This is a genomic window from Serratia sp. YWN4 (genome assembly GCF_055790845.1).
Map to the genome: position 1 here is coordinate 1,726,588 of NZ_CM147696.1, position 19,323 is coordinate 1,745,910.

At 54.2% G+C, this 19,323-nt stretch carries 23 protein-coding genes; 10 read left to right on the forward strand and 13 right to left on the reverse strand.

Features of this window, described 5'->3' with window-relative positions:
• Positions 1-20: 20 nt before the first annotated feature.
• From ACX9GT_RS08125 to ACX9GT_RS08140, 4 genes are read left to right on the forward strand one after another with little or no spacing between them, the layout of a single operon-like run.
• Complete coding sequence (locus ACX9GT_RS08125) at positions 21-1,178, forward strand: ABC transporter permease (protein ID WP_473190602.1); 1,158 nt, start codon at positions 21-23, stop codon at positions 1,176-1,178.
• The gene (locus tag ACX9GT_RS08130; RefSeq protein ID WP_473190603.1) at positions 1,178-2,113 is read left to right on the forward strand and encodes an ABC transporter ATP-binding protein; all 936 of its coding nucleotides are present in this window, start codon (positions 1,178-1,180) and stop codon (positions 2,111-2,113) included. The genes ACX9GT_RS08125 and ACX9GT_RS08130 overlap by 1 nt, the downstream gene beginning before the upstream one ends.
• Positions 2,110-2,862 (forward strand): ABC transporter permease, encoded by a 753-nt coding sequence (locus tag ACX9GT_RS08135; RefSeq protein ID WP_473190604.1) that lies wholly within the window; start codon positions 2,110-2,112, stop codon positions 2,860-2,862. The genes ACX9GT_RS08130 and ACX9GT_RS08135 overlap by 4 nt, the downstream gene beginning before the upstream one ends.
• Positions 2,863-2,867: 5 nt before the next feature.
• On the forward strand, positions 2,868-3,650 hold the full coding sequence (locus tag ACX9GT_RS08140) for a phosphate/phosphite/phosphonate ABC transporter substrate-binding protein (RefSeq protein ID WP_473190605.1): 783 nt from the start codon (positions 2,868-2,870) through the stop codon (positions 3,648-3,650).
• Positions 3,651-3,655: 5 nt separating this feature from the next.
• Here the strand turns inward: ACX9GT_RS08140 and ACX9GT_RS08145 are convergent, their stop codons facing one another.
• The 11 genes from ACX9GT_RS08145 to ACX9GT_RS08195 form a co-directional block, all read right to left on the reverse strand.
• Positions 3,656-3,814, reverse strand: coding sequence for a hypothetical protein (locus ACX9GT_RS08145; RefSeq protein ID WP_473190606.1), 159 nt, complete (start codon positions 3,812-3,814; stop codon positions 3,656-3,658).
• Between the two features lie 71 nt (positions 3,815-3,885).
• Positions 3,886-4,815: a drug/metabolite exporter YedA gene (gene yedA, locus ACX9GT_RS08150; protein ID WP_473190607.1), complete on the reverse strand. Its 930-nt coding sequence runs from the start codon at positions 4,813-4,815 to the stop codon at positions 3,886-3,888.
• A gap of 171 nt (positions 4,816-4,986) precedes the next feature.
• Positions 4,987-5,508 carry a DUF3833 domain-containing protein gene (locus ACX9GT_RS08155; protein ID WP_473191536.1) on the reverse strand — a complete coding sequence of 174 codons (522 nt, stop codon included), beginning with the start codon at positions 5,506-5,508 and terminating at the stop codon, positions 4,987-4,989.
• On the reverse strand, positions 5,508-6,023 hold the full coding sequence (locus tag ACX9GT_RS08160; RefSeq protein ID WP_473190608.1) for a hypothetical protein: 516 nt from the start codon (positions 6,021-6,023) through the stop codon (positions 5,508-5,510). The genes ACX9GT_RS08155 and ACX9GT_RS08160 overlap by 1 nt, the downstream gene beginning before the upstream one ends.
• A complete protein-coding gene (locus ACX9GT_RS08165) occupies positions 6,020-6,511 on the reverse strand; it encodes a DUF2878 domain-containing protein (RefSeq protein WP_473190609.1) in 492 nt (163 codons plus the stop codon). The genes ACX9GT_RS08160 and ACX9GT_RS08165 overlap by 4 nt, the downstream gene beginning before the upstream one ends.
• Positions 6,508-7,737, reverse strand: a complete 1,230-nt coding sequence (locus ACX9GT_RS08170; protein WP_473190610.1) for a class I SAM-dependent methyltransferase — start codon at positions 7,735-7,737, stop codon at positions 6,508-6,510. Before ACX9GT_RS08170 ends, ACX9GT_RS08165 begins: the two co-directional genes overlap by 4 nt.
• A complete protein-coding gene (locus ACX9GT_RS08175; RefSeq protein WP_473190611.1) occupies positions 7,734-8,459 on the reverse strand; it encodes a DUF1365 domain-containing protein in 726 nt (241 codons plus the stop codon). The genes ACX9GT_RS08170 and ACX9GT_RS08175 overlap by 4 nt, the downstream gene beginning before the upstream one ends.
• The gene (locus tag ACX9GT_RS08180) at positions 8,456-9,724 is read right to left on the reverse strand and encodes an NAD(P)/FAD-dependent oxidoreductase (RefSeq protein ID WP_473190612.1); all 1,269 of its coding nucleotides are present in this window, start codon (positions 9,722-9,724) and stop codon (positions 8,456-8,458) included. Before ACX9GT_RS08180 ends, ACX9GT_RS08175 begins: the two co-directional genes overlap by 4 nt.
• A gap of 4 nt (positions 9,725-9,728) precedes the next feature.
• Positions 9,729-10,445: an SDR family NAD(P)-dependent oxidoreductase gene (locus ACX9GT_RS08185; protein WP_473191537.1), complete on the reverse strand. Its 717-nt coding sequence runs from the start codon at positions 10,443-10,445 to the stop codon at positions 9,729-9,731.
• Positions 10,445-10,876 carry a nuclear transport factor 2 family protein gene (locus tag ACX9GT_RS08190; protein ID WP_473190613.1) on the reverse strand — a complete coding sequence of 144 codons (432 nt, stop codon included), beginning with the start codon at positions 10,874-10,876 and terminating at the stop codon, positions 10,445-10,447. The genes ACX9GT_RS08185 and ACX9GT_RS08190 overlap by 1 nt, the downstream gene beginning before the upstream one ends.
• A complete protein-coding gene (locus ACX9GT_RS08195; protein ID WP_473190614.1) occupies positions 10,863-11,642 on the reverse strand; it encodes a MerR family transcriptional regulator in 780 nt (259 codons plus the stop codon). Before ACX9GT_RS08195 ends, ACX9GT_RS08190 begins: the two co-directional genes overlap by 14 nt.
• Positions 11,643-12,233: 591 nt before the next feature.
• On the opposite strand from ACX9GT_RS08195, the gene ACX9GT_RS08200 reads away from it, so the two are divergent.
• Positions 12,234-12,812 carry a hypothetical protein gene (locus ACX9GT_RS08200; protein ID WP_473190615.1) on the forward strand — a complete coding sequence of 193 codons (579 nt, stop codon included), beginning with the start codon at positions 12,234-12,236 and terminating at the stop codon, positions 12,810-12,812.
• A gap of 493 nt (positions 12,813-13,305) precedes the next feature.
• Here ACX9GT_RS08200 and ACX9GT_RS08205 read toward each other — a convergent pair whose 3' ends face one another.
• On the reverse strand, positions 13,306-13,968 hold the full coding sequence (locus ACX9GT_RS08205; protein ID WP_473190616.1) for a helix-turn-helix transcriptional regulator: 663 nt from the start codon (positions 13,966-13,968) through the stop codon (positions 13,306-13,308).
• Positions 13,969-14,275: 307 nt separating this feature from the next.
• On the opposite strand from ACX9GT_RS08205, the gene ACX9GT_RS08210 reads away from it, so the two are divergent.
• From ACX9GT_RS08210 to ACX9GT_RS08230, 5 genes are all read left to right on the forward strand, one after another.
• Positions 14,276-15,427: a glycerophosphodiester phosphodiesterase family protein gene (locus ACX9GT_RS08210; RefSeq protein WP_473190617.1), complete on the forward strand. Its 1,152-nt coding sequence runs from the start codon at positions 14,276-14,278 to the stop codon at positions 15,425-15,427.
• Between the two features lie 207 nt (positions 15,428-15,634).
• Positions 15,635-16,345: an AzlC family ABC transporter permease gene (locus ACX9GT_RS08215; protein ID WP_473190618.1), complete on the forward strand. Its 711-nt coding sequence runs from the start codon at positions 15,635-15,637 to the stop codon at positions 16,343-16,345.
• Entirely contained in the window at positions 16,342-16,653 is a 312-nt protein-coding gene (locus ACX9GT_RS08220) for an AzlD domain-containing protein (RefSeq protein WP_459399263.1), read from the forward strand. The genes ACX9GT_RS08215 and ACX9GT_RS08220 overlap by 4 nt, the downstream gene beginning before the upstream one ends.
• A gap of 59 nt (positions 16,654-16,712) precedes the next feature.
• Positions 16,713-17,231, forward strand: a complete 519-nt coding sequence (locus tag ACX9GT_RS08225; protein WP_473190619.1) for a GNAT family N-acetyltransferase — start codon at positions 16,713-16,715, stop codon at positions 17,229-17,231.
• A 23-nt stretch (positions 17,232-17,254) separates the two neighbouring features.
• On the forward strand, positions 17,255-17,740 hold the full coding sequence (locus ACX9GT_RS08230; RefSeq protein ID WP_473190620.1) for a GNAT family N-acetyltransferase: 486 nt from the start codon (positions 17,255-17,257) through the stop codon (positions 17,738-17,740).
• Between the two features lie 65 nt (positions 17,741-17,805).
• Here ACX9GT_RS08230 and ompC read toward each other — a convergent pair whose 3' ends face one another.
• Positions 17,806-18,906 carry a porin OmpC gene (ompC, locus tag ACX9GT_RS08235; protein WP_473190621.1) on the reverse strand — a complete coding sequence of 367 codons (1,101 nt, stop codon included), beginning with the start codon at positions 18,904-18,906 and terminating at the stop codon, positions 17,806-17,808.
• Between the last annotated feature and the right edge of the window lie 417 nt (positions 18,907-19,323).

The following is a 19,323-nucleotide window of genomic DNA, read 5'->3' on the forward strand; positions in this document are numbered from 1 at the left end:
TAATGGAGCGGGGAGTCGCTTTGATTATTGCTTTAAAAAACCGCGTACTACTGACCTTATTCATCATGCTGCTGCTGGCGGCCTTTGGCCTGCCGTTTCTCAGTTATGCCCCCAATCGCCTGCTGTCTGGCAAGAGTATTTCCCTGATATCGCTGTTACACGGCCCGGCGCTGTGGCTGCTGTTGCCCCTGTTGGTTCTGGCCGTTCTCAGCCTGCTGGCCTCTGTGCGGCGCAATGCGTTGCTGACGGCGTTAACGGCCAGCCTATTGTTGGCGCTGATCTTTTGGTTAAGCGGCCATGCGGCGCAGCAGTTGGCATTGCAGGGCTCGTCGCTGGCGCGCACCTCGTGGGGCAGCGGCTACTGGCTGATGGCGGCGCTCTGTGGCTTGATTGCCGCCGATGCCATGGCGCGAATTACCCCTTCGCACCTGTGGCGCATGTTGGGCAATCTGCTGGTGATGCTGCCTGCGCTATTGCTGCTGTTCAGCGGCCAGTTGGATCAGCTTTCGCTGCTTAAGGAGTACCACAACCGGCAGGAGGTGTTCGACGCGGCGCTGTTGCAGCATCTGACTATTTTGCTGGCTACCATGATTCCGGCGTTGCTGGTCGGCGTGCCGCTGGGCGTGCTGTGTTATCGCTCAGAGCGTTGGCAAACGCCGATTTTCTCTACGCTGAATATTATCCAGACCGTGCCTTCTATCGCGTTGTTTGGCCTGCTGATCGCCCCGCTGGCCTGGCTGGCGGCGGCGCTGCCTTGGCTGGCGAAGCTGGGCATCAGCGGCATTGGGATGGCACCGGCGATCGTCGCACTGGTGCTGTATGCCCTGTTGCCGCTGGTGCGTAGCGTGGTGGCGGGCCTGCAAAGCGTTCCGGCCAGCGTGATCGAGTCGGCCAGCGGTATGGGGATGACGCGCGGGCAGGCTTTTTTCTGCGTACAACTGCCGTTGGCGCTGCCGCTGTTTCTCACCGGCGTGCGCATTCTGGCGGTACAAACCGTGGGCATGGCGGTGGTGGCTGCACTGATCGGTGCCGGTGGTTTTGGTGCCATCGTGTTCCAAGGGTTGCTCAGTAGCGCACTGGATCTGGTGCTGCTCGGGGTGCTGCCGGTGATCGCCATGGCGGTGATCCTGGACTCGCTGTTCAAATTCATAATTTCACTGCTGGAAGTGACACGCTGATGATTCGCTTTGATCGGGTAAGCAAGATTTTTCAGGGTAAACCGGTGGTTGATGACCTCTCGCTGCATATTGCAGAAGGGGAATTTACCGTGCTGATCGGCACCTCCGGCTCCGGCAAATCTACCACCTTAAAGATGATCAACCGGCTGATTGAACATGACGAAGGCAAAATCTATTTCGCTGGTGAAGAGATCCATAAATTCAAGCCGCAGGATCTGCGCCGCCGTATGGGCTATGCCATTCAGTCGATCGGCCTGTTTCCGCACTGGACGGTGGAGGAGAATATCGCCACCGTGCCGCAATTGTTGAAGTGGCCGCGGGCGCGCATCCGCGATCGGGTCAGTGAATTGATGGAACTGCTGCATCTGGAGCCGGAGCGCTTTCGCCGCCGTTATCCGCATCAGCTTTCTGGCGGGCAGCAGCAGCGGGTTGGCGTGGCGCGTGCGTTAGCCGCCGATCCTGAGGTCTTGCTGATGGATGAACCCTTCGGTGCGCTCGATCCGGTTACTCGGTTGACCTTGCAGAATGAAATCGCGCGGATTCATCAGCTTTCTGGCCGCACCATTGTGCTGGTAACCCACGATATTGACGAAGCGCTGGGGTTGGCGAACCGCATTGTGTTGCTCGATCAGGGTCGGGTGGTGCAGCAGGGCACGCCGCTGGCGCTGCTGACCGAACCGGTAAATGATTTTGTACGAGACTTTTTTGGCGGTAGCGATCGCGGCATCAAGCTATTGGCGCTGGGCACGGTGGCTGAGCGTATGCGCCCAGGCAGCGCCGCAGGGGAGCCGATTCAGGCGGCGATGAGCCTACGCGATGCGCTGTCGGTATTTGTTGCTCGTGGCAGCGAACGCCTGCCGGTGATTGGCGAGCAGGGTGAAGCGCTTGGCGTGCTGCATTTCAGCGACTTGATCGCGCAAAAGGCACTGTCATGAAAAGCTGGTGGCGCGATCCGCTGCCGTGGACCTTTGCCCTGTTGCTGGCGCTGGTGTTTGGTATGAACCACCTGCATTGGCTGTTTGCTGCCTGGTTCCCCGAGCTGGACAGGCCGGTGTATCAGCAGGACAGCTTTTTCTCGCTGGTAGAAGCACATTTGCTGCTGGTGGCGGTATCGAGCGTTATTGCGGTGCTGATTGGCGTCAGTGCCGGGGTTGCCGTGACGCGCGAGGCGGGGCGTGAGTTCCGCTCGCTGGTAGAAACCGTGGTGGCCGTCGGCCAGACTTTTCCACCGGTGGCGGTGCTGGCGATTGCGGTGCCGGTGATGGGCTTTAGCGAACAACCGGCGATTATTGCTTTGGTGCTGTACGGCCTGTTGCCGATTCTGCAAGGAACGCTGAGCGGGATCGAATCGGTATCGGCCGCCACGCGCGAGGTGGCGCAGGGGGTGGGGATGAACCGCTGGCAGATCCTGTGGCGCGTTGAGCTGCCGCTGGCGGCTCCGGTGATTGTGGCGGGTATTCGCACTTCGGTGATCATCAATATCGGCACGGCGGCGATCGCCTCCACGGTGGGCACCAAAACGCTGGGCTCGCCGATCATCATCGGGCTGAGCGGTTTCAATACGGCTTACGTAATCCAAGGGGCGGTGGTGGTGGCGCTGTTGGCGATCATCACCGATATGCTGTTCGAACGCTGGGTGCGCTACCTGACCACTTGGCGTGCGGTGTTATCTTCTGCGGGGTAAACAAAATGCAGGCAGTCTCTTTGCCCATGTATGGCGTCAACCATCAACAGGTTGAACCCTTCTGGCAGGCGTTGCGTAATAAATTACGGCAGCTTGGTATGGTTGAGGTGCCACAGGCATTGAGCTGGCCGCAGGATCTGTTGGCGCACTGGCAGAGCCCGGATCTGCTGCTGAGCCAGACCTGCGGTTATCCGTTGGCGGTGATGTTGCCGCAGGTACAACTGGTGGGCACCTACCATTATCGCGTGGAAGGATGCAGCGGTGCGAATTACAGCAGTTGGCTGGTGGTGCGAGATAACGAACCGGGGGAACGGCTGGAGGATTTTCGTGGTCGGGTGGCGGCCTATAACAGCCGGGATTCGCAATCCGGCTATAACAGCCTGCTGGCGTTGATTGCGCCGCTGGCGCGGCAAGGGCAATTTTTCCGCCAGGCGATCGCTTCCGGTGCTCATTATGAATCAATAAAGATGATCCACCGCGGGCAGGCGGATATTGCGGCGATCGATTGTGTCAGCTTTGCCTTGCTCAAACGCGCACAGCCGCAGGCGGTGGCCGGGCTGAAGATTATTGGCCGCACCGCAGCGGTGCCAGGATTGCCGCTGATTACCGCAGCGGGCACAACGCCACAGCAGTTGGCGCTGCTACGCGCGGCGGCCAGTGCGATGGTCAGCAATCCGGCCAGTGAAAGCCTGTTGATCGGTGATTTCAGCCTGGTGCCGCGCGAGGCCTATCAGATCATCCGCGAACATGAGCAACAGGCGGCAGCGCTGGGGGTGACGGCGCTATAGCACCATCACTTGGTCTGAAGAGTGGCTACCGGAGCGGTGCTGGCAGGCGCTGCTTCAAGTGGAGTCGTGGAGCGGGTATAGATATTCAGCCCGGCCAGGAATACGCCGCCCAGAGAACCAAAGGCACATAGGGCGATGACGATGACGAACGCTTTTTTCAGCATGAGTTATATTTCGCAGGTGAGTCAAAACAGCGGGAATTATAGCCCCTTCAGCGAAACAATCATCGTTTATCTTACTCGGGCGTTTTTGCTACCTGAGCGCGCTGCACCTTGGCCGGGCGGGTGAACAGGTATTTGCCCAGCGTGACCAGCACCACCGCAGAGACGATCACCACCAGAGCCAACCATTCACGCGCCGCCAGCGTTTCACCAGCAAAGCCGACGCCGAGTAATACCGCTACCACCGGGTTCACATAGGCGTAGCTGGTCGCCACCGCCGGGCGCACATTTTTCAGCAGGAACATATAGGCGCTGATCGCCAGCATTGAACCGAATACGATCAAATAGCCAAGGGCCAAAAAGCTGCTGAGGCTGGGCATGCTATCAAGATGTTCGCCGCTCAGTTGGCTGGCAACCATCAGCACTACCCCGGCCACCAGCATTTCTGCCGCACCGGCCATTGGCCCGGCGGGGAGTGAAATACGCGAACTGAGCACCGAACCAAAGGCCCAACTGGCCGATGCCAGCAGGATCAGCAGTGCGCCGGTCGGGTTGCCCACCAGATTGTTACCGGTATTAAGCAGCACGATGCCCACCAGGCCAAGTGCGATGCCGGTCCATTCCAGCTTGGTATTGCGCATTCCCCATAACATGCTGAAACACAGGGTAAACAACGGTACGGTTGCCACCATCACGGCGGCAATGCCGGAGGGCACGTTCTGATGTTCTGCCACCGTGACCAGGCCGTTACCGACTGCCAACAACAGGATGCCGATGGTACCGGCGGCAACCCACTGTTTTAGCGTCGGTAACGCGTGGCCGCGCAGCACCAGGAAGCTGAACAGGATAATGCCCGCCACCAGAAAGCGGATACCCGCCATCATCAGCGGTGGCCAGCTTTCGACCCCAACACGGATAGCAAAATAGGTCGATCCCCAGACAATATATAGCGTGAACAGCGCTCCAATTAATGGCAGGAGATGACGGTTTTGTTGGCTCAGCATGGGCTCTTTATTCGGTAGGCGGTGATTTATTAGGGCACTCAGTAAACCCTAACGTGGGGAGGATAAGCAATGCATTTTTGTGCTTGCCGCAGGAGTGGGGAAAAGAGCGTGTTGTTGGGGCGTCATGCCACATAAGGCGGCTCTCTCCCGGTGAGAGAAAGCCGGGAGTAACTATTGTTTTTCAAAAAACAGCGTCACTTTGGCGACTTCTACCCCAAATTTGCGCAGCGATGTCACGTTAAACAGATGGTTTTCATCCTGACGATACAACCAGTCGTCAAAGTGCAATTTCACCGTGCCATTCTCGGTTTTCACGTTCATCGCGTAGCGCCAGTTGAAGGCGTTGCCCGCGGTGTTACCCTGCGCGACACCGATGATATCGCCAGCCGTGCCCTGATAGCTGCCATCTTCATTTCTGATGATGCGCCAGACGCGGGTTTGACGCTCGCCGTCGTTATACACAAACTTTTCTTTCAACGTCAGGGTATTGCCAACAACCTCGCCCTGAATCACTACTTCAAAGCGGCGGATTTGTTTGTTCTGATAATCCTGCACCATTCCCCAGGCGCGGGTTTCGCCGCTAAAGTAGCCGAACAGGTCAAAAGTGGGCTTATCGTGCTGATAGTCACTGATATCTGCGCTGCACCCTGCCAGCAAAAACAACAACGCCATTAACAGATGTTTGATATTCATCATGAGTCTCCAGTCAGCTGTTGCCGCATGGTGGGGAATTGGCTGGCGGGTGACAGCCATATCGCGAGAAAGGCATCGCGGAAAGCGCCGTCGAAGCGCTCACCGATCGGTTGGATGGGTTGACCCGGCTGTGGACGATAATAGAAACGGCCACCGTCATGGTCGCCCACAAAGGTGAGTTGGCTACCGGGCTGCACAGAGGGCCAGATAGCGCTCATCTGGCTGAGCCAGCGCTGCTGTTGCGCAGCTGGCACCGTTATTTTCATCGCCTGCCACTGTTCCTGCGTGGCTTTTACCAGATCTTCGGTGGCGATATCGCGCTGATAGTTAATGCTCAGCGCCTGCGGCCAGTTATCCGCCCGATAACGCCCGTCTGGCGTGCGTAATACCGAGAAATAGATGTCAAACGGCCCCCAGCGCAGCGTGGCGCTGCCTACTGTCGGCCAGGTGACCCATTCACTGGCCTGTGCCGCCAGGCTGCTCAGGCAGAGCAACAGAGTGAACAGCATCTTCATGGCATTCCCCTACGTAACATTGGCCAACTGATTACGGGCAGATAAATCGCCCAACCGCAGGCCAGGGCAAGGATCATCATTTCTGGCGCAATCTGCGGTGCCATTGCATTGAGTTTCCAACCAATCACGTAAGCCAGCGGGCCGCTAACTGCGCCCAACAGCACCAACATTGGCAGCGTCAGCCTGATCCGGCTCAGTAAGCAAGACCACCAGCAAGCGAACGTGAGCCACAATGCGCACATCCACAACGGCACGCCATTTTGGCCGGTAAATTCGAATAGGCCGAAGTAGCACCACAGAGCATCCATGGCAATGCCGAGCAGCGCCGCCAGCAACACCCATTTACGCCGCCAGGCTGGGGTGAAGGCCAGCGCCAGCGCTGCGCCGACCAACAGCAAAGGAAGCCCGCGTTCGCCCCAGAGGATGGCCAGCGTCCAGTAGGCATTGAAGCCCAGGTTGGTCAGCCAGAATCCCGTACCTAATTTCATCGGCGTTCAGCGCTGAGCTGTACCGTGCTGATGGTGCGCGCCAGGAAACCGGCTTCGCAGTAGCACAGATAAAAACGCCACAGCCGCTGAAAACGTTCATCAAACCCTTGGCTGTGCAATGAAGGCCAGTGGTGCTCAAAGCGCTGCCGCCACTCTTGCAGCGTGCGCGCGTAGTCGCGGCCGATATCGTGCAGATCGCACATCACCAAATCGCTGTGGCGTGTCAGGGTTTCGCATAACGCGGTGACAGAAGGCAAAAAGCCGCCGGGGAATACGTAACGCTGGATAAAATCCACGCTGCGGCTGTATTGCTGGTAGCGCTGATCGGTAATGGTGATCGCCTGCAACACCATTTTGCCTTTGGGCTTGAGTAACTGCTGGCAGCGCTTCACAAACAGCGGTAAAAAGCGTTTACCTACGGCTTCGATCATCTCAACCGATACCAGCTTGTCGTACTGGCCGGTGAGCTGGCGGTAATCCTCAAACAGCAAAGTGACGCGATCTTTCAGCCCGGCCTGCTCGATGCGCTGGCAGGCATAGTCGTACTGCGCCTGCGAAATAGTGGTGGTGGTAACCCGGCAGCCGTACTCGCGGGCGGCAAATTCTGCCAGTGCGCCCCAGCCGGTGCCAATCTCCAGTAGGTGATCTTCCGGTTGCAGATCCAACTGTTCACACAGGCGGCGCATTTTGGCCTGCTGTGCCTGTTCCAGCGTCATGTCGGCTTCGCGGTATAACGCGCTGGAATACAGCATTTCGCGGTCGAGAAACTGCTGATAAAAATCGTTACCCAGATCGTAATGCGCCGCGATGTTGCGCCGCGCCTGGCGGCGGCTATTGCTGCGCAACAGATGCACCAATCCGTGCCACGGAGCGGTCAGCCAGCTCAAACGTGCCTCCAGTTTATCGACCAGTTGCATATTGCTGGCCAGCAGTTGTAAAAGGCCGGTGAGATCGGGGCTGCTCCAGTCTCCGTCGATATAGCTTTCGCCAGCGGCGATGCTACCACCCAGCAGGATCCGCCGGTAAACGCGCAGGTCATACACCTCGACTTCGGCCTGTAACGGTGCGCTGGCATCGCCAAACTGGATTTCACCGACACCGGGCTCACGCAACAACAGGCCACCGCCCTGCAACTGCTGCAATAAGGTAAAAATAATACGGCGTGCGCCTTTACTGCGGCCGGAAATAGCTGTGCTACGGCTCAGGGAGTATTCCGGTGAACTCATGGTTTATCCTTGCCGCCAGAGGCGGGGTGAGGGTAGATGGGCGCGCGTTTCAGCCATAATTTCAGTGCTTGCCAGTAAATGGCCGCGGCGGTTTTCAACGTCATCAACGGCAAGCGCCACAGCTGTTGGCGCAGGGTGGCCCGCGTCAACGGCTGCCGGTAAAGCAGCAGGGTGGCGTCGAACTCGCGGCTGGTTCGGTGATTTTCGATATGCACGCGTAGCCGCTGGGCAGGGGGGGAGAGCCGCCAGCGGTAGGTCATGTCCATCGGGTTGAACGGCGAAACGTGAAAGACTTTGTCCACCGGCAGCGTGCCGTCTGGCTTTACCGCATAGGTATGACGTTCATTCCATGGGGTATTGCGCACCTCGGCCAGCAGCCAGCGCAGTTCGTCGTCAGCGTTATACAGATAATAAAAGTTGACCGGGTTGAAGTAACAGCCCAAATAGCGCAACTGGCACAGCAGCATAACGCGGCCGTTCAGCCTTTCGCCGGTCAGCTCGGCAATGCGCTCCTGTGCTTTGGCTTTGATATCACCGCCACCCAGATAGTCGCGGCGATAAAACGACGCCGGAGCAAAGCGTTCTAACGCAATGCCGAGAGCAGGCAGCTGTGCCAGTTCGTCGAGATCGATCAGCGGCATAAACAGGCGGTAATCGAAGCTGTGCAGCACCGGGCTGAAGCGGCGATGGCGCACATGGCCGACGTACAGGGCGCTGTTCATGCGGCTTTTACCTGCAACAAGGTCTGCGTGACGTCCAGCGCACTGCGCACGCCATCTTCATGAAAACCGTTGTACCAGTAAGCCCCGCAGAACCAGGTGTTTTGCTGCCCGTTTATCAGCGCGCGCTGCTGTTGTGCCAGTGCGCTGGCCTGATTGAATACCGGATGGTGGTAGCTGAAGCGGCGCAGGATGTGTGCCGGGTCGATCGGCTGTTGCGGGTTAAGCGTCACGCAGAAGGTGTGCGGTACGTTGAGGCCTTGCAGGATGTTCATGTTGTAGGTCACGCTAGCACGCTGGTTTTCTAACTGCTCGCTGCTGGCGGGCAGCAGATAGTTCCAACTGGCCCAGGCACGGCGCTGACGCGGCAACAGGCGTACATCGGTATGCAAGATCACTTCATTGGCCTGATAGGGTAACTGGGCCAGAACGCGTTGTTCCAGCGGGTTGGCATCGGCCAGCAATTGCAGTGCCTGATCGGCATGGCAGGCAAAGATCACCTGATCGAAATGCTGCTCACCCTGGGCGCTGTGGATCACTACCCGCTGTGGCTGGCGTTCTACCCGCCGCACCGGCGTATTCAGGTGCAGCGTCAGGTGGCCCGCCAGTGCCGCTAATATACGGCGCACATACTCGCGCGAACCGCCGGGCACCACAAACCATTGCGGGCGATTGGTGACATCCAGTAGGCCGTGGTGATCAAAAAAGCGCAGGAACAGCGCCAACGGGAACTGCCGCATGTCCGCCATGGAAGAGGACCAGATCGCGGCCCCCATCGGCAGCAGGTAGTGCTGGGCAAAATAGGTGGAAAATCCGGCCTGTTGCAGGAAGTCGTTCAGCGTTTCGTTGCCAGCTCCGCCAGCGGCCAGGCGTTTTTTGCACTGGCGGTTAAAGCGCACAATCTCTGCCAGCAGGCGGTAAAAACGCGGGTTAAGCAGGTTACGGCGCTGGGCGAACAGCGTATTGAGCGTATGGCCGTTGTATTCCAGCCCGCTGCGCGGATGGGTGACCGAAAAACTCATTTCCGTCGGCTGGCCGCTGATGCCTAACTCTGCCAGCAGCGCAATAAATTGTGGGTAAGTGCGCTCGTTGTAAACAATAAATCCGGTGTCGATAGCGTAGCTGCGGCCTGCCAGCGTGACGTCCACGGTAGCGGTGTGGCCACCAGGGTAATCGTTGGCTTCAAACAGCGTCACCTGATGTTCATGGGCCAGTTTCCAGGCACAGGTCAGGCCAGAAATGCCGCTGCCAATAATGGCGATTTTCATTAAATTACCTCACCATGCGCTTAGCGAGCCAGCGTTGCACGGCCTGTGGTAGTAAGGCTGCCAGCCGTAATAGCGCGGCGAACAGCGGAGGGAAGGCGATTTCGGCAGCCCCTGTTGCCAGGCCACGGCGGATATAGCCGGAAGCCTGCTGGGGCGTGATGATCATCGGCATGGCAAAATCGTTGCGATCGGTGAGCGGTGTAGTGACAAAACCGGGTAGCACCAGAGAAACGCCGATACTGCGCTTTGCCAGATCCACCGCCAGGCTGCGGGCAAAATAGGCCAAGGCGGCTTTTGAGGCACCGTAGGCTTCGGCACGCGGCAGGGGGATCAGACTGGCGGTTGAACCCACCAGGGCAACCCGCGCACCGGGTGCCAACTGTGGCAGCAGGGCATCCAGACAATTGACCGGCCCCAACAGGTTGGTGCTGAGCACGCGGGCCACCTTTTCCGCCTCTACCACGCCGTTATCCAGATATTCACAGGTTCCGGCGCACAGGATCACTAACTCAGCCGGGCAGTGCGCCAAGGCTTCTCGGGTGGCCGCCAGATCGGTGATATCGAAACGACGCGAGACGATGTTGGAATTCTGCGTGCTGAGTGCCGCCAGCCGGGCGGCATCGCGCCCGCAGGCGATCACCTGCCAGCCCTCGGCGGCATAGTCGAGCGCCAATTGCTGCCCTATACCCGAACTGGCCCCGGTGATCAGCACGCGTTTCATCATTGGAGCCTCTTCTTGATGCTGAGCACGGCTTGGCCGAGCAGCGGGATATGTTCATAAAGCATGGCACCCAGATCGTAGTAGTCGCGCTGAAAAACGATGCGCTGTTCGGCAAAGCGCAACTGGCTGACGCCTTCCAGCGTGAGGACACGGCCACGGCGCAGGCGTGGGTGGGCATAGGTCATGTGCCAGCACACGTAGGCCTGCTGTTGATGCTGCTGAATATCGGTGATGGCAAAGTGGCAATAGCTCAGATTGCTGAGTGATTGGCGAAAATAGGCATCCAGCGCCTTTAGGCCCAGATGCTCACCAACGGGATCGACAAAACGGATGTCGGGGTGATAAATCTCGGGCAGATCGACCAGTTGGCTCTCATCCAGCCGGGTATAGAAGTGTGAAAAACGTGCCAACAGTGCTTCAGGGGTGCTCATGGGGCTGCTCCATGGGAAGAGTTAACAGAGCGTTGTTGTCAATCAGTGTGATATCCAGCCCGGCTTCGCGCCAGGTGGCCAATTGCCGTCGTTTGGCGGTATTGAGCACGCCTTCGGTACAAATAAAATAGCGATCGGCCTTGAGCATTGTCAGTTGCGGATGTTCCAAAGGATCCGGCAGGATATCAACGCGCATATTGCTTTTGGCCAGTTGGATGGCGACCATCCACAATTCGGTGCGATCGGAGTTTCCCCAGCTCAACAGCAACGCGCTTGCACCGGGCTTTTTACGTGCTCCGACCATGCAAAAGGCGGCGTATTCAATGATCACGCCATCCAGCAGGCTGTGCAGCATGTGCAACAGTTCATGGTGATTTTTGAGCTGTGAACGCAGCGGCCGCAGCACATGTTCGATCAGGGCCTGGGGAGGATATTCGCGGCCCAGCTCAAAGATGCGGCTACGCAGTTTGGCAGGCGAAGGGATCTGGAGCAAGGCCAGGAGTTGGCGTTGCAGCGTTGCCCAGTTGGTGCTGTGGTCGGGTACTGCGGAGCCGTCCAGCAAAGGTTTGATCTGGCTGACCGGTACGCCGCGCTCAATCCAGCGGAGAATATTGTGGATGCGGGCCACATCTTCTTCGTTGAACTGGCGATGGCCGCCTTCGGTGCGCTGTGGTTTCAGCAGTCCATAGCGCCGTTGCCAGGCGCGCAGCGTAACCGGATTAATGCCGCAAAGTTGTGCAACCTCGCCAATCGTGTATAACGCCATGCCATTTTCCCTGCTTGGAACACTCACTACATTAACCATAGCGGCTTAATGCAAAGTTGTACAAAAAAATAAAAACTGTACAACTTTATCCAAGCAAGAAACGATACATACCCTTTATACTTCAAGTTACTTGGGTGTTGGCTGCGCAACTCGGCCCATGCTGGGCCAGGGGCCAGCACAAGTGTTGTTCGAACACGCGTTACGATTTTATCAAGCAACTCGAATTATTTTGGGTAGAGCAGAAACGACCTGCTCAGGCTACATAATTAGCCAATCACAACTGAGTGGCGCCACGTTCAAGGTAAGATGGGGGACTGAAGAATAACTGGTATTTTTGTTTGACTATGTAATAATGGCCCTCGATTAATAAAGATTAAAAATTGTGCTCCGGGCAGTTTTTATACTACATAGTTTAAGGGCATTTTCGTAGGCTATAGTAGAGTTTTTAATCATTCTCAAAAATCCAAAACTACTTCTATCTTGATTTACTCACTTGTCATGGGTACCACGAGGTAACGGGAATTCATTAAAATATCCCGAGATACTTCAAGTAATTAGATTTTTTTCCAAATCTTTCATAAGGGTTAATCAATGCCACGCATAAAATCAAACTGTTTCCAACATAGAGTCACATTGCCATGCCTGAGTATTGTACTGTTGTCATTGACAGGTTGTGCAACAACTGATGGGTTAAAATCGCTAAATGACGGGTTAAGCTCGGTGAATGGTGCAATGAGCTCCCTGAATGATACCGTTAGTGGATATGGTAATGCCACCGCAGCCTCTCTAGCTGATTTGCGGGCCGATGAGAAAAAAAATGTGGTACAGGCCAAAAAGAAATGGAGCGGAAAAACACTGTTATTTACCGGGACGATCACTGATATCAAGTCGGAAAGTGGTAAATTTGACCTCGATACTCTGAAAACCAAAAGAGATGAGTACAGTATAGTCTTCAATGATTCGAAGGCACCGGATTGTAGTGCAATAGTCAATCTTCCTGACCGAATGGCTTCGGCGAAACTGGCAGAGTCTCTGGAGTTAGGGAGCAAAGTTCAAGTCATAGCCAAAATAACCAAGGATACTTTTGATTCACAAACTAACTCTGGAATGGAAATGTTAAACGAATTATGTAATTTCCATTTGGGTGAAGGCCGGGTAACAAAACTCTGATAACTAAATATACCCTTCCTACTTCGAGTTGCTGGGGGTTGGCTGTTTTCATTCCGCATAGTCACATAGTCACATAGTCACATAGTTACCTATGCTCCTAGGACTTCACTCCGTTGCCGCCTACAAGCAACTCGAATTATTTTGGTTATAGTCGATATTGTGAGAGGAGCCTGGCAGGTGTTTTCGCCAGGCCCTATGAGATTAGAGAAAACCTTGAAAAGCCAACAGCCTTAAATTCAAACGAGGCAATTAGTCGCCCTCCGCTGGTGTGTAGGCCGATTGTAATGCAGCCTTAACTACATACAGCATAGGCGTAGCATCACCAAATTCCCCGAAATCCGATTCAGCAGCAATTCCAACTCGTTACGCCAACCCGCTGGTCACTGTAGACACTAAACTGGCAACGGCGGGATAGCGCAACGCTCAATTCGGAGCGGGATAAACAGGCCGCATAAATCAATCTTGGGCGACAACTTCATTTACACTTACAGCCTTAGAGGCTCTGCCGGGGTAAAATCCGGTAGGCGCAGCGGCGTGCGCCGGCAAGAATATGTTCGGAACGCTCAACCCGTGCTTGCAGCACCTCGGTGAACACATTCAGCTCAGCCTGGCAAAATGCCTGGCAAACTCGGGCGGCGGTGCAAATAGGGCAGTGGTTCTCTACCAGCAGAAAGGTTCCGTCTTGCAATTCGCTCCATTCGGCCATGTAGCCTTCGTGGCAGCGAAGGGTCGCCAGGCGTGCAACGCGCTCACGTAAATTGCTAGCCCCGGCCATCGCCTGTTGATAATTGCTGCGGGTTTCCTGTTCGCGGCTGTCGATCAATAAATCTAGCGCCTGTTCCCCCAGCTTGTTGCGTACGGTGCGCAGCAGTTGGGCCGTCAGTTCGGCATGAGCATCAGGAAAGTGGGCATTGCCTGCCGGGGTGAGATACCAGAGCTGCACCGGGCGGCCAACGCCACGGGTTTCGGCTTTAGCCTCGACTAACCCATCCTTCGCCAGTTTGACGAACTGCTGACGAGCGGCTTCACCGGTAGTGCCAAGCACTTTCCCGGCTTCTGAAGCCTGTTGTGGGCCGCAGGTTTTCAATAGCTTGAGCAAACGGTCACTGACCGAATGTGCTGTGCATTCCCCGTTCTCTAAGTTGATTCTCGACATATTTCACCGTCCGGCCTGGTGTATTCCAAGATGTTGCTTGTTAAATTTAACGCAATCGTACAGCCAACTCAATATTATTCCCCTTAAAACATGACAACAACCGTGATAGCCGGAACTAAAAACGGCTGATGCGGCTTTTTCCGACAAAAACATCTTTTCAGCACGGGCATATCTGATTCTCGTTTGTTCGATTGATGCTAATGAATAACGATAGTATCGCTATTTAATTAAGATCAAACCGCTTTAAGGATCACGAAAATACCTCAGATTGATAATCATAAATCTGAAATTTTTCTTTAACAGTAAAATGGCATTATTTTTGATAAATCAACTAAGTGTGGGGTTTTTATGCAAGCACTCACAGAAAGTATTTATTTTCTCTGGTGATATTCTGTCTGTTACTGAGAAAAATAAAAATATTAGGCCCAATACCGAAAGGACTCTCTGGATGAAAAAATTTATAACACTGACTATGCTGTCGATGATATCACTGCTGGCAGCCTGTGATAATAACCATTCCACGCAAGCTGTAGAACAGGATAAAAAAGCCGTTGAACAGCCTTTGGTGATTGCTCATCGGGGTGCCAGTGGTTATCTCCCTGAGCATACATTGGCAGGCTACCAACTCGCCATACAGATGGGGGCTGATTATATTGAGCCCGATCTCCAATTGACTCTCGATAACGAGTTGGTGGCAATGCATGATGATACGTTAAGCCGAACGACCGACGTTGCTGAATTATATCCACCGCGTAACGGCGGATATAAAGTGGCTGATTTCAGCTTATCAGAGATTAAAACGCTAACGGTGAAACCGGTGGGAACGGCCAAAGAAAGCTATCCTGGTTTTACCCCCAGCGCCGCCAGCCCGTTCGAGATTCCGACATTTCAAGAGGTGATCGATTTTGTTGAACAGCAGAATGCAGTAACACAGCGCACAATCGGTATTTATCCTGAGGCCAAACAGGCCGATCCGATAATGGAGGATGCGATCCTCGATATCCTGTCGCGTAATAACTACACGGCCAGCAGCAAAGTGTTTATTCAGTCGTTCAGCGATGTCACTTTGCGCAGTATGAGGAACAAAGAACAGGCGCAGAATAACCCAATGCCGCACATTGTTTTGGGTGTGGCATCCATGGGGGACGATGGTATTGCCCGTTTGCGCATTGCGGTGGGTGAAAAACCACTGCTTTCTTTTGAAGATATTGCCAGTTTTGCCGAGGGGATTAGCCTGCTGATCAACAGTGCCGATTACCCGATCGCGAAGGAATATATTGAGCAGGCACATGCGGCAGGTTTAAAAGTGCATGGTTGGACATTTGCAAAAAATGATCCCGCTGCTGCGGCTCTGGAATATAAGGCCTATCTTGAATTGGGGATGGATGGCATGTTTTCGAACTACCCAGACCTGGCGGTGAAAGCGCGTAATCTTTTTATTCAAGGGCCAGGAAAATAGCGCTTATTGGCTGTACATCCTTGTGGCTGTGAAGTGCGTTGTTGATGCCGGTGCTTCTGGTATCGTGGTGGTGACAACGTTAAATTGCCAGAGTAAAGTTAGCAGGCTCAGTAGAGCCTGCTGTTTTTTAAGCAGACAATAAAAATTTCAAATCAAAGCGTTAATTTATCCGGCTTAAACGCGGGTTTATTCAAAAAGGTAAATGTATTGACTTATCAATCAACTCTCGCAGAACCGCCAATGCTGCGCTTGCGCCCGGCGTTGCAGGGAGCGGTGGCGATCTTGCCACTCTGCCTGGCGGTGTTGCCCTGGGGGATCCTGGCGGGCTCAATGGCCATCCAGAGTGGTATGACGGGGGCCGAGGGGCTGGGGATGTCGGCGATTGTTTTTGCCGGTGCATCACAGCTGGTCGCCATGGGGATGCTCAAGAGCGGAGCCGGTTTGCTGGCGATCCTGGTTTCTACCTTCTTTGTTACCGCGCAGCATTTCTTATATGGGTTGCGCCTGCGTGAATGTATTGCTCCGTTGCCGTTGAGATGGCGTGTCCTGCTGGCTTTCCTGTTGACCGATGAACTGTTTGCACTGACCGGTAATCAAGGCCCGGAACGCTTTAACCGCTGGTATGCGCTGGGTGCCGGGCTGGCGTTTTATCTGTGCTGGTTCTTTGCCACGTTGCTGGGAGTGGTTGCTGCCAGCAGTGTCAGCAATCTCGACAGCTACGGGCTTGATTTCTCGATCGCCGCCACCTTTATTGCGATTGTGGTGCCGATGATCCGTAACCTGCCGGTGCTCGCCTGCGTACTGACGGCGCTGGTGTTGTCGATCGGCCTGCACCATTATCAGGTGCCGGGAGCGTTGATTATCACTACCGTAGCGGCCATGGTGGTTGGGCTGCTGTGCAGCAGGGGGCAGGCATGATTTGGCTGACCATTGTGCTGATGGGGGTGATCGTCTTTTTCAACCGTTATTGCTTTTTAGCGCCAAGCCTGCCGGTACGTTTGTCGCAACGTATGAGGACTCTGCTGAGTTTTTCGGTGCCAGCGGTGCTGACGGCTATCTGCGGGCCGATTATTGCCTTTAACGGTGATGAATGGCGTGCGTTGCCTGAGAATCCTTATCTGTGGGCCGCGGTGTTTGCGGTCGTTCTGGCTTTCTTCCTGCGTAATATGCTGGCGGTAGTGGTGTTGAGTATGTTGATGTTTACCCTGTTACGTGCTTTGTTCTAAATTCTATGCATCTGGCCCTGAGCCAGCCATTACACCTTTGTGATCTGTAGGCCATAACCATGATTGAGATACAGCAACTGGATGCTAACGCAACGCAAATCGCTATTCCTGAATTAGCCGAGATATTACATGCCAGCGTATTACAGGGAGCCAGCATTGGTTTTGTACAGCCCTTCAGTCTTGAGCAGGCGTCCGCTTTCTGGCTGCGCCTGCTGCCAGCGATCGATCGTGGCGATCGGTTGATACTGGTGGCGTGCGAAGCAGGCCGGGTAGTCGGCACCGTCCAACTGTTGTTGGATATGCCGGATAATGGCCGCCACCGGGCAGAGATCGCTAAATTGATGGTGCATCCGTATGCACGGCGTAAAGGGATCGCCCGCCAGTTAATGCAGCAGGCTGAGTGCTTGGCCGTTGCTCACCAGCGGCAGTTGCTGGTGCTCGATACCCTGAGCGGTGATACGGCGGAGGGGATGTATCGCTCACTGGGATACCAACTGGCCGGAATGATCCCGTACTACGCCCGCGCCAGCAACGGCGCTTCGCTGGATTCAACCAGCTATATGTATAAATTGCTGTGATGCTGACGATTTAAGGGCAGGGAATGAACATTGAAGTCATAAGGGCTGACTATGGTAACCCGCAGCACGCAGGGTTAATTATCGAACTGTTGGATCATTATGCCCGTGATCCTATGGGGGGCGCGGAACCGCTAAGTGATTATGCCCGTACCCATCTGGTGGCTGAACTGGCAAAACGGCCGTTTGCCCTGACGCTGCTGGCGTTGGTGGAGGGTAATGGAGCCGGGTTGGCCAACTGTTTTGAAGGTTTTTCCACCTTCAGTTGCCAGCCGTTGCTGAATATTCACGATCTGGCGGTTGCCTCTGCTTTTCGTGGTTTGGGCATCAGCCAGCATCTGCTAGCGGCGGTAGAGGTTGAAGCGCGCCAGCGTGGCTGTTGCAAGATCACGCTGGAAGTGCTGGAGGGGAATGCAGTGGCGCAAGCCAGCTATCGTAAATTTGGTTTTGCCGGTTATCAATTACAGGAAACGACGGGGCGTGCTTTATTCTGGCAGAAAACACTGTCATGAAAAAACCGGGCGCAGCAGCCCGGTAAAGTAATTCAATAAGAGAAATTTGCAGTGGTGGTTACATATTAAAACTGATAGGTCAGAGCCACAGCGATCACGTTATCCGTTTTCAGCCCCAGCTTATTATCGCTGTTGAGCCGATTGATTTTATAATCCACATAGGTGGACATGTTTTTATTGAAGTAGTAATAGCTCCCGACATCAAAATATTTTACCAGATCGGTATCGCCGATATTTTCAATATCTTTAGCTTTGGACTGTACGTAAGCCAGCGATGGGCGCAGGCCAAAATCAAATTGATATTGGGCAACCAGTTCCACGTTCTGGGTTTTATTGGCAAAACCACTCACTTTGCTGGCCGCATTATTAATGGTTGCGGTACCTGAAATCGCCGTCAGGTTATGGGTTTCGGCATAGTTGGCCGCCAGATAGACGCTGTTGGCATCATACTTCACCCCGGTTGCCCAGATTTCAGCCTTTTCACCCTTACCGTAACTGCTCAACTTCTGGCCTTCGGTTCGGTTAGAGGCTGCATAGGCAGCACCAAAAGTCAGGCCATCAATGATTTCATAGCTGGAAGACAGACCGAAACCATCACCATTGGCTTTGCTGAGGTTATCGCCGCGATCGTTCTCGTTTTTCCCCTGATATTGCAAAGCAAACTTCAGGCCATCGACCATACCAAAGAAGTTGCTGTTACGGTAGGTTGCCACGCCGGTAGTTCGGCCGGTCATAAAGTTGTCGGTCTTGATAAAGGAGTCTGCACCAAACTCCGGCAACATGTCGGTAAATGAGCCGACATCATAAATGACGCCGTAGTTACGGCCATAATCAAACGAGCCAAAATCTTTCATTTTCAGACCGGCAAAACCGAGGCGGGTTCTGGTGTCTCTTGTGCCATCAGCTTCGCTGTGGTTGGCCGCAATCTGATATTCCCACTGGCCATAGCCGGTCAGCAGATCGTTAATTTGTGTCGCACCTTTAAAACCGATACGGACGTAAGTTTTATCACCGTCGCTACCGGTATCATCAGAAAAATAATGCAGTGCTTTTACACGACCATAAAAATCAAGCTTATTGCCGTCTTTATTGTAGATTTCTGCTGCCTGTGCGGCCTGAGCAATTAAAAGTGCCGGAATAATAACGGCAAGAAGATTAGGTTTCATGGTTTTCCCTGCTTTATATGATTGAAAGACGCTTATCATCAGTTGTGTTACGGCTTTAATGTGCTGCCTGATCGTTCGCAACGCAGCATTTTTACCGTAGTTGTGTGATCTATTTATGACAGATTATTTATATCTGTATGGCAGGGGGAAATAATGTGTTGGGTTAATGCTGTTTCGGTTAAGGTTAACCACTTCCAGACTGGATTTACCGGTGCCGATCTTGCCTATTACGCCAATTATCGACTGATACTGCACCGCCTGCTACAGGTGCTTCCCTTCTCCCTCCTGTTATGCCATTTCAGTGATGCTGATATGATTTTTGATAGATAAAAACGATCAATACGGTTTGATTGAACCATGCTTTTGGTTGATTATAACGATCAATATTGATTTATTGATCTGTATTATCGATAGATG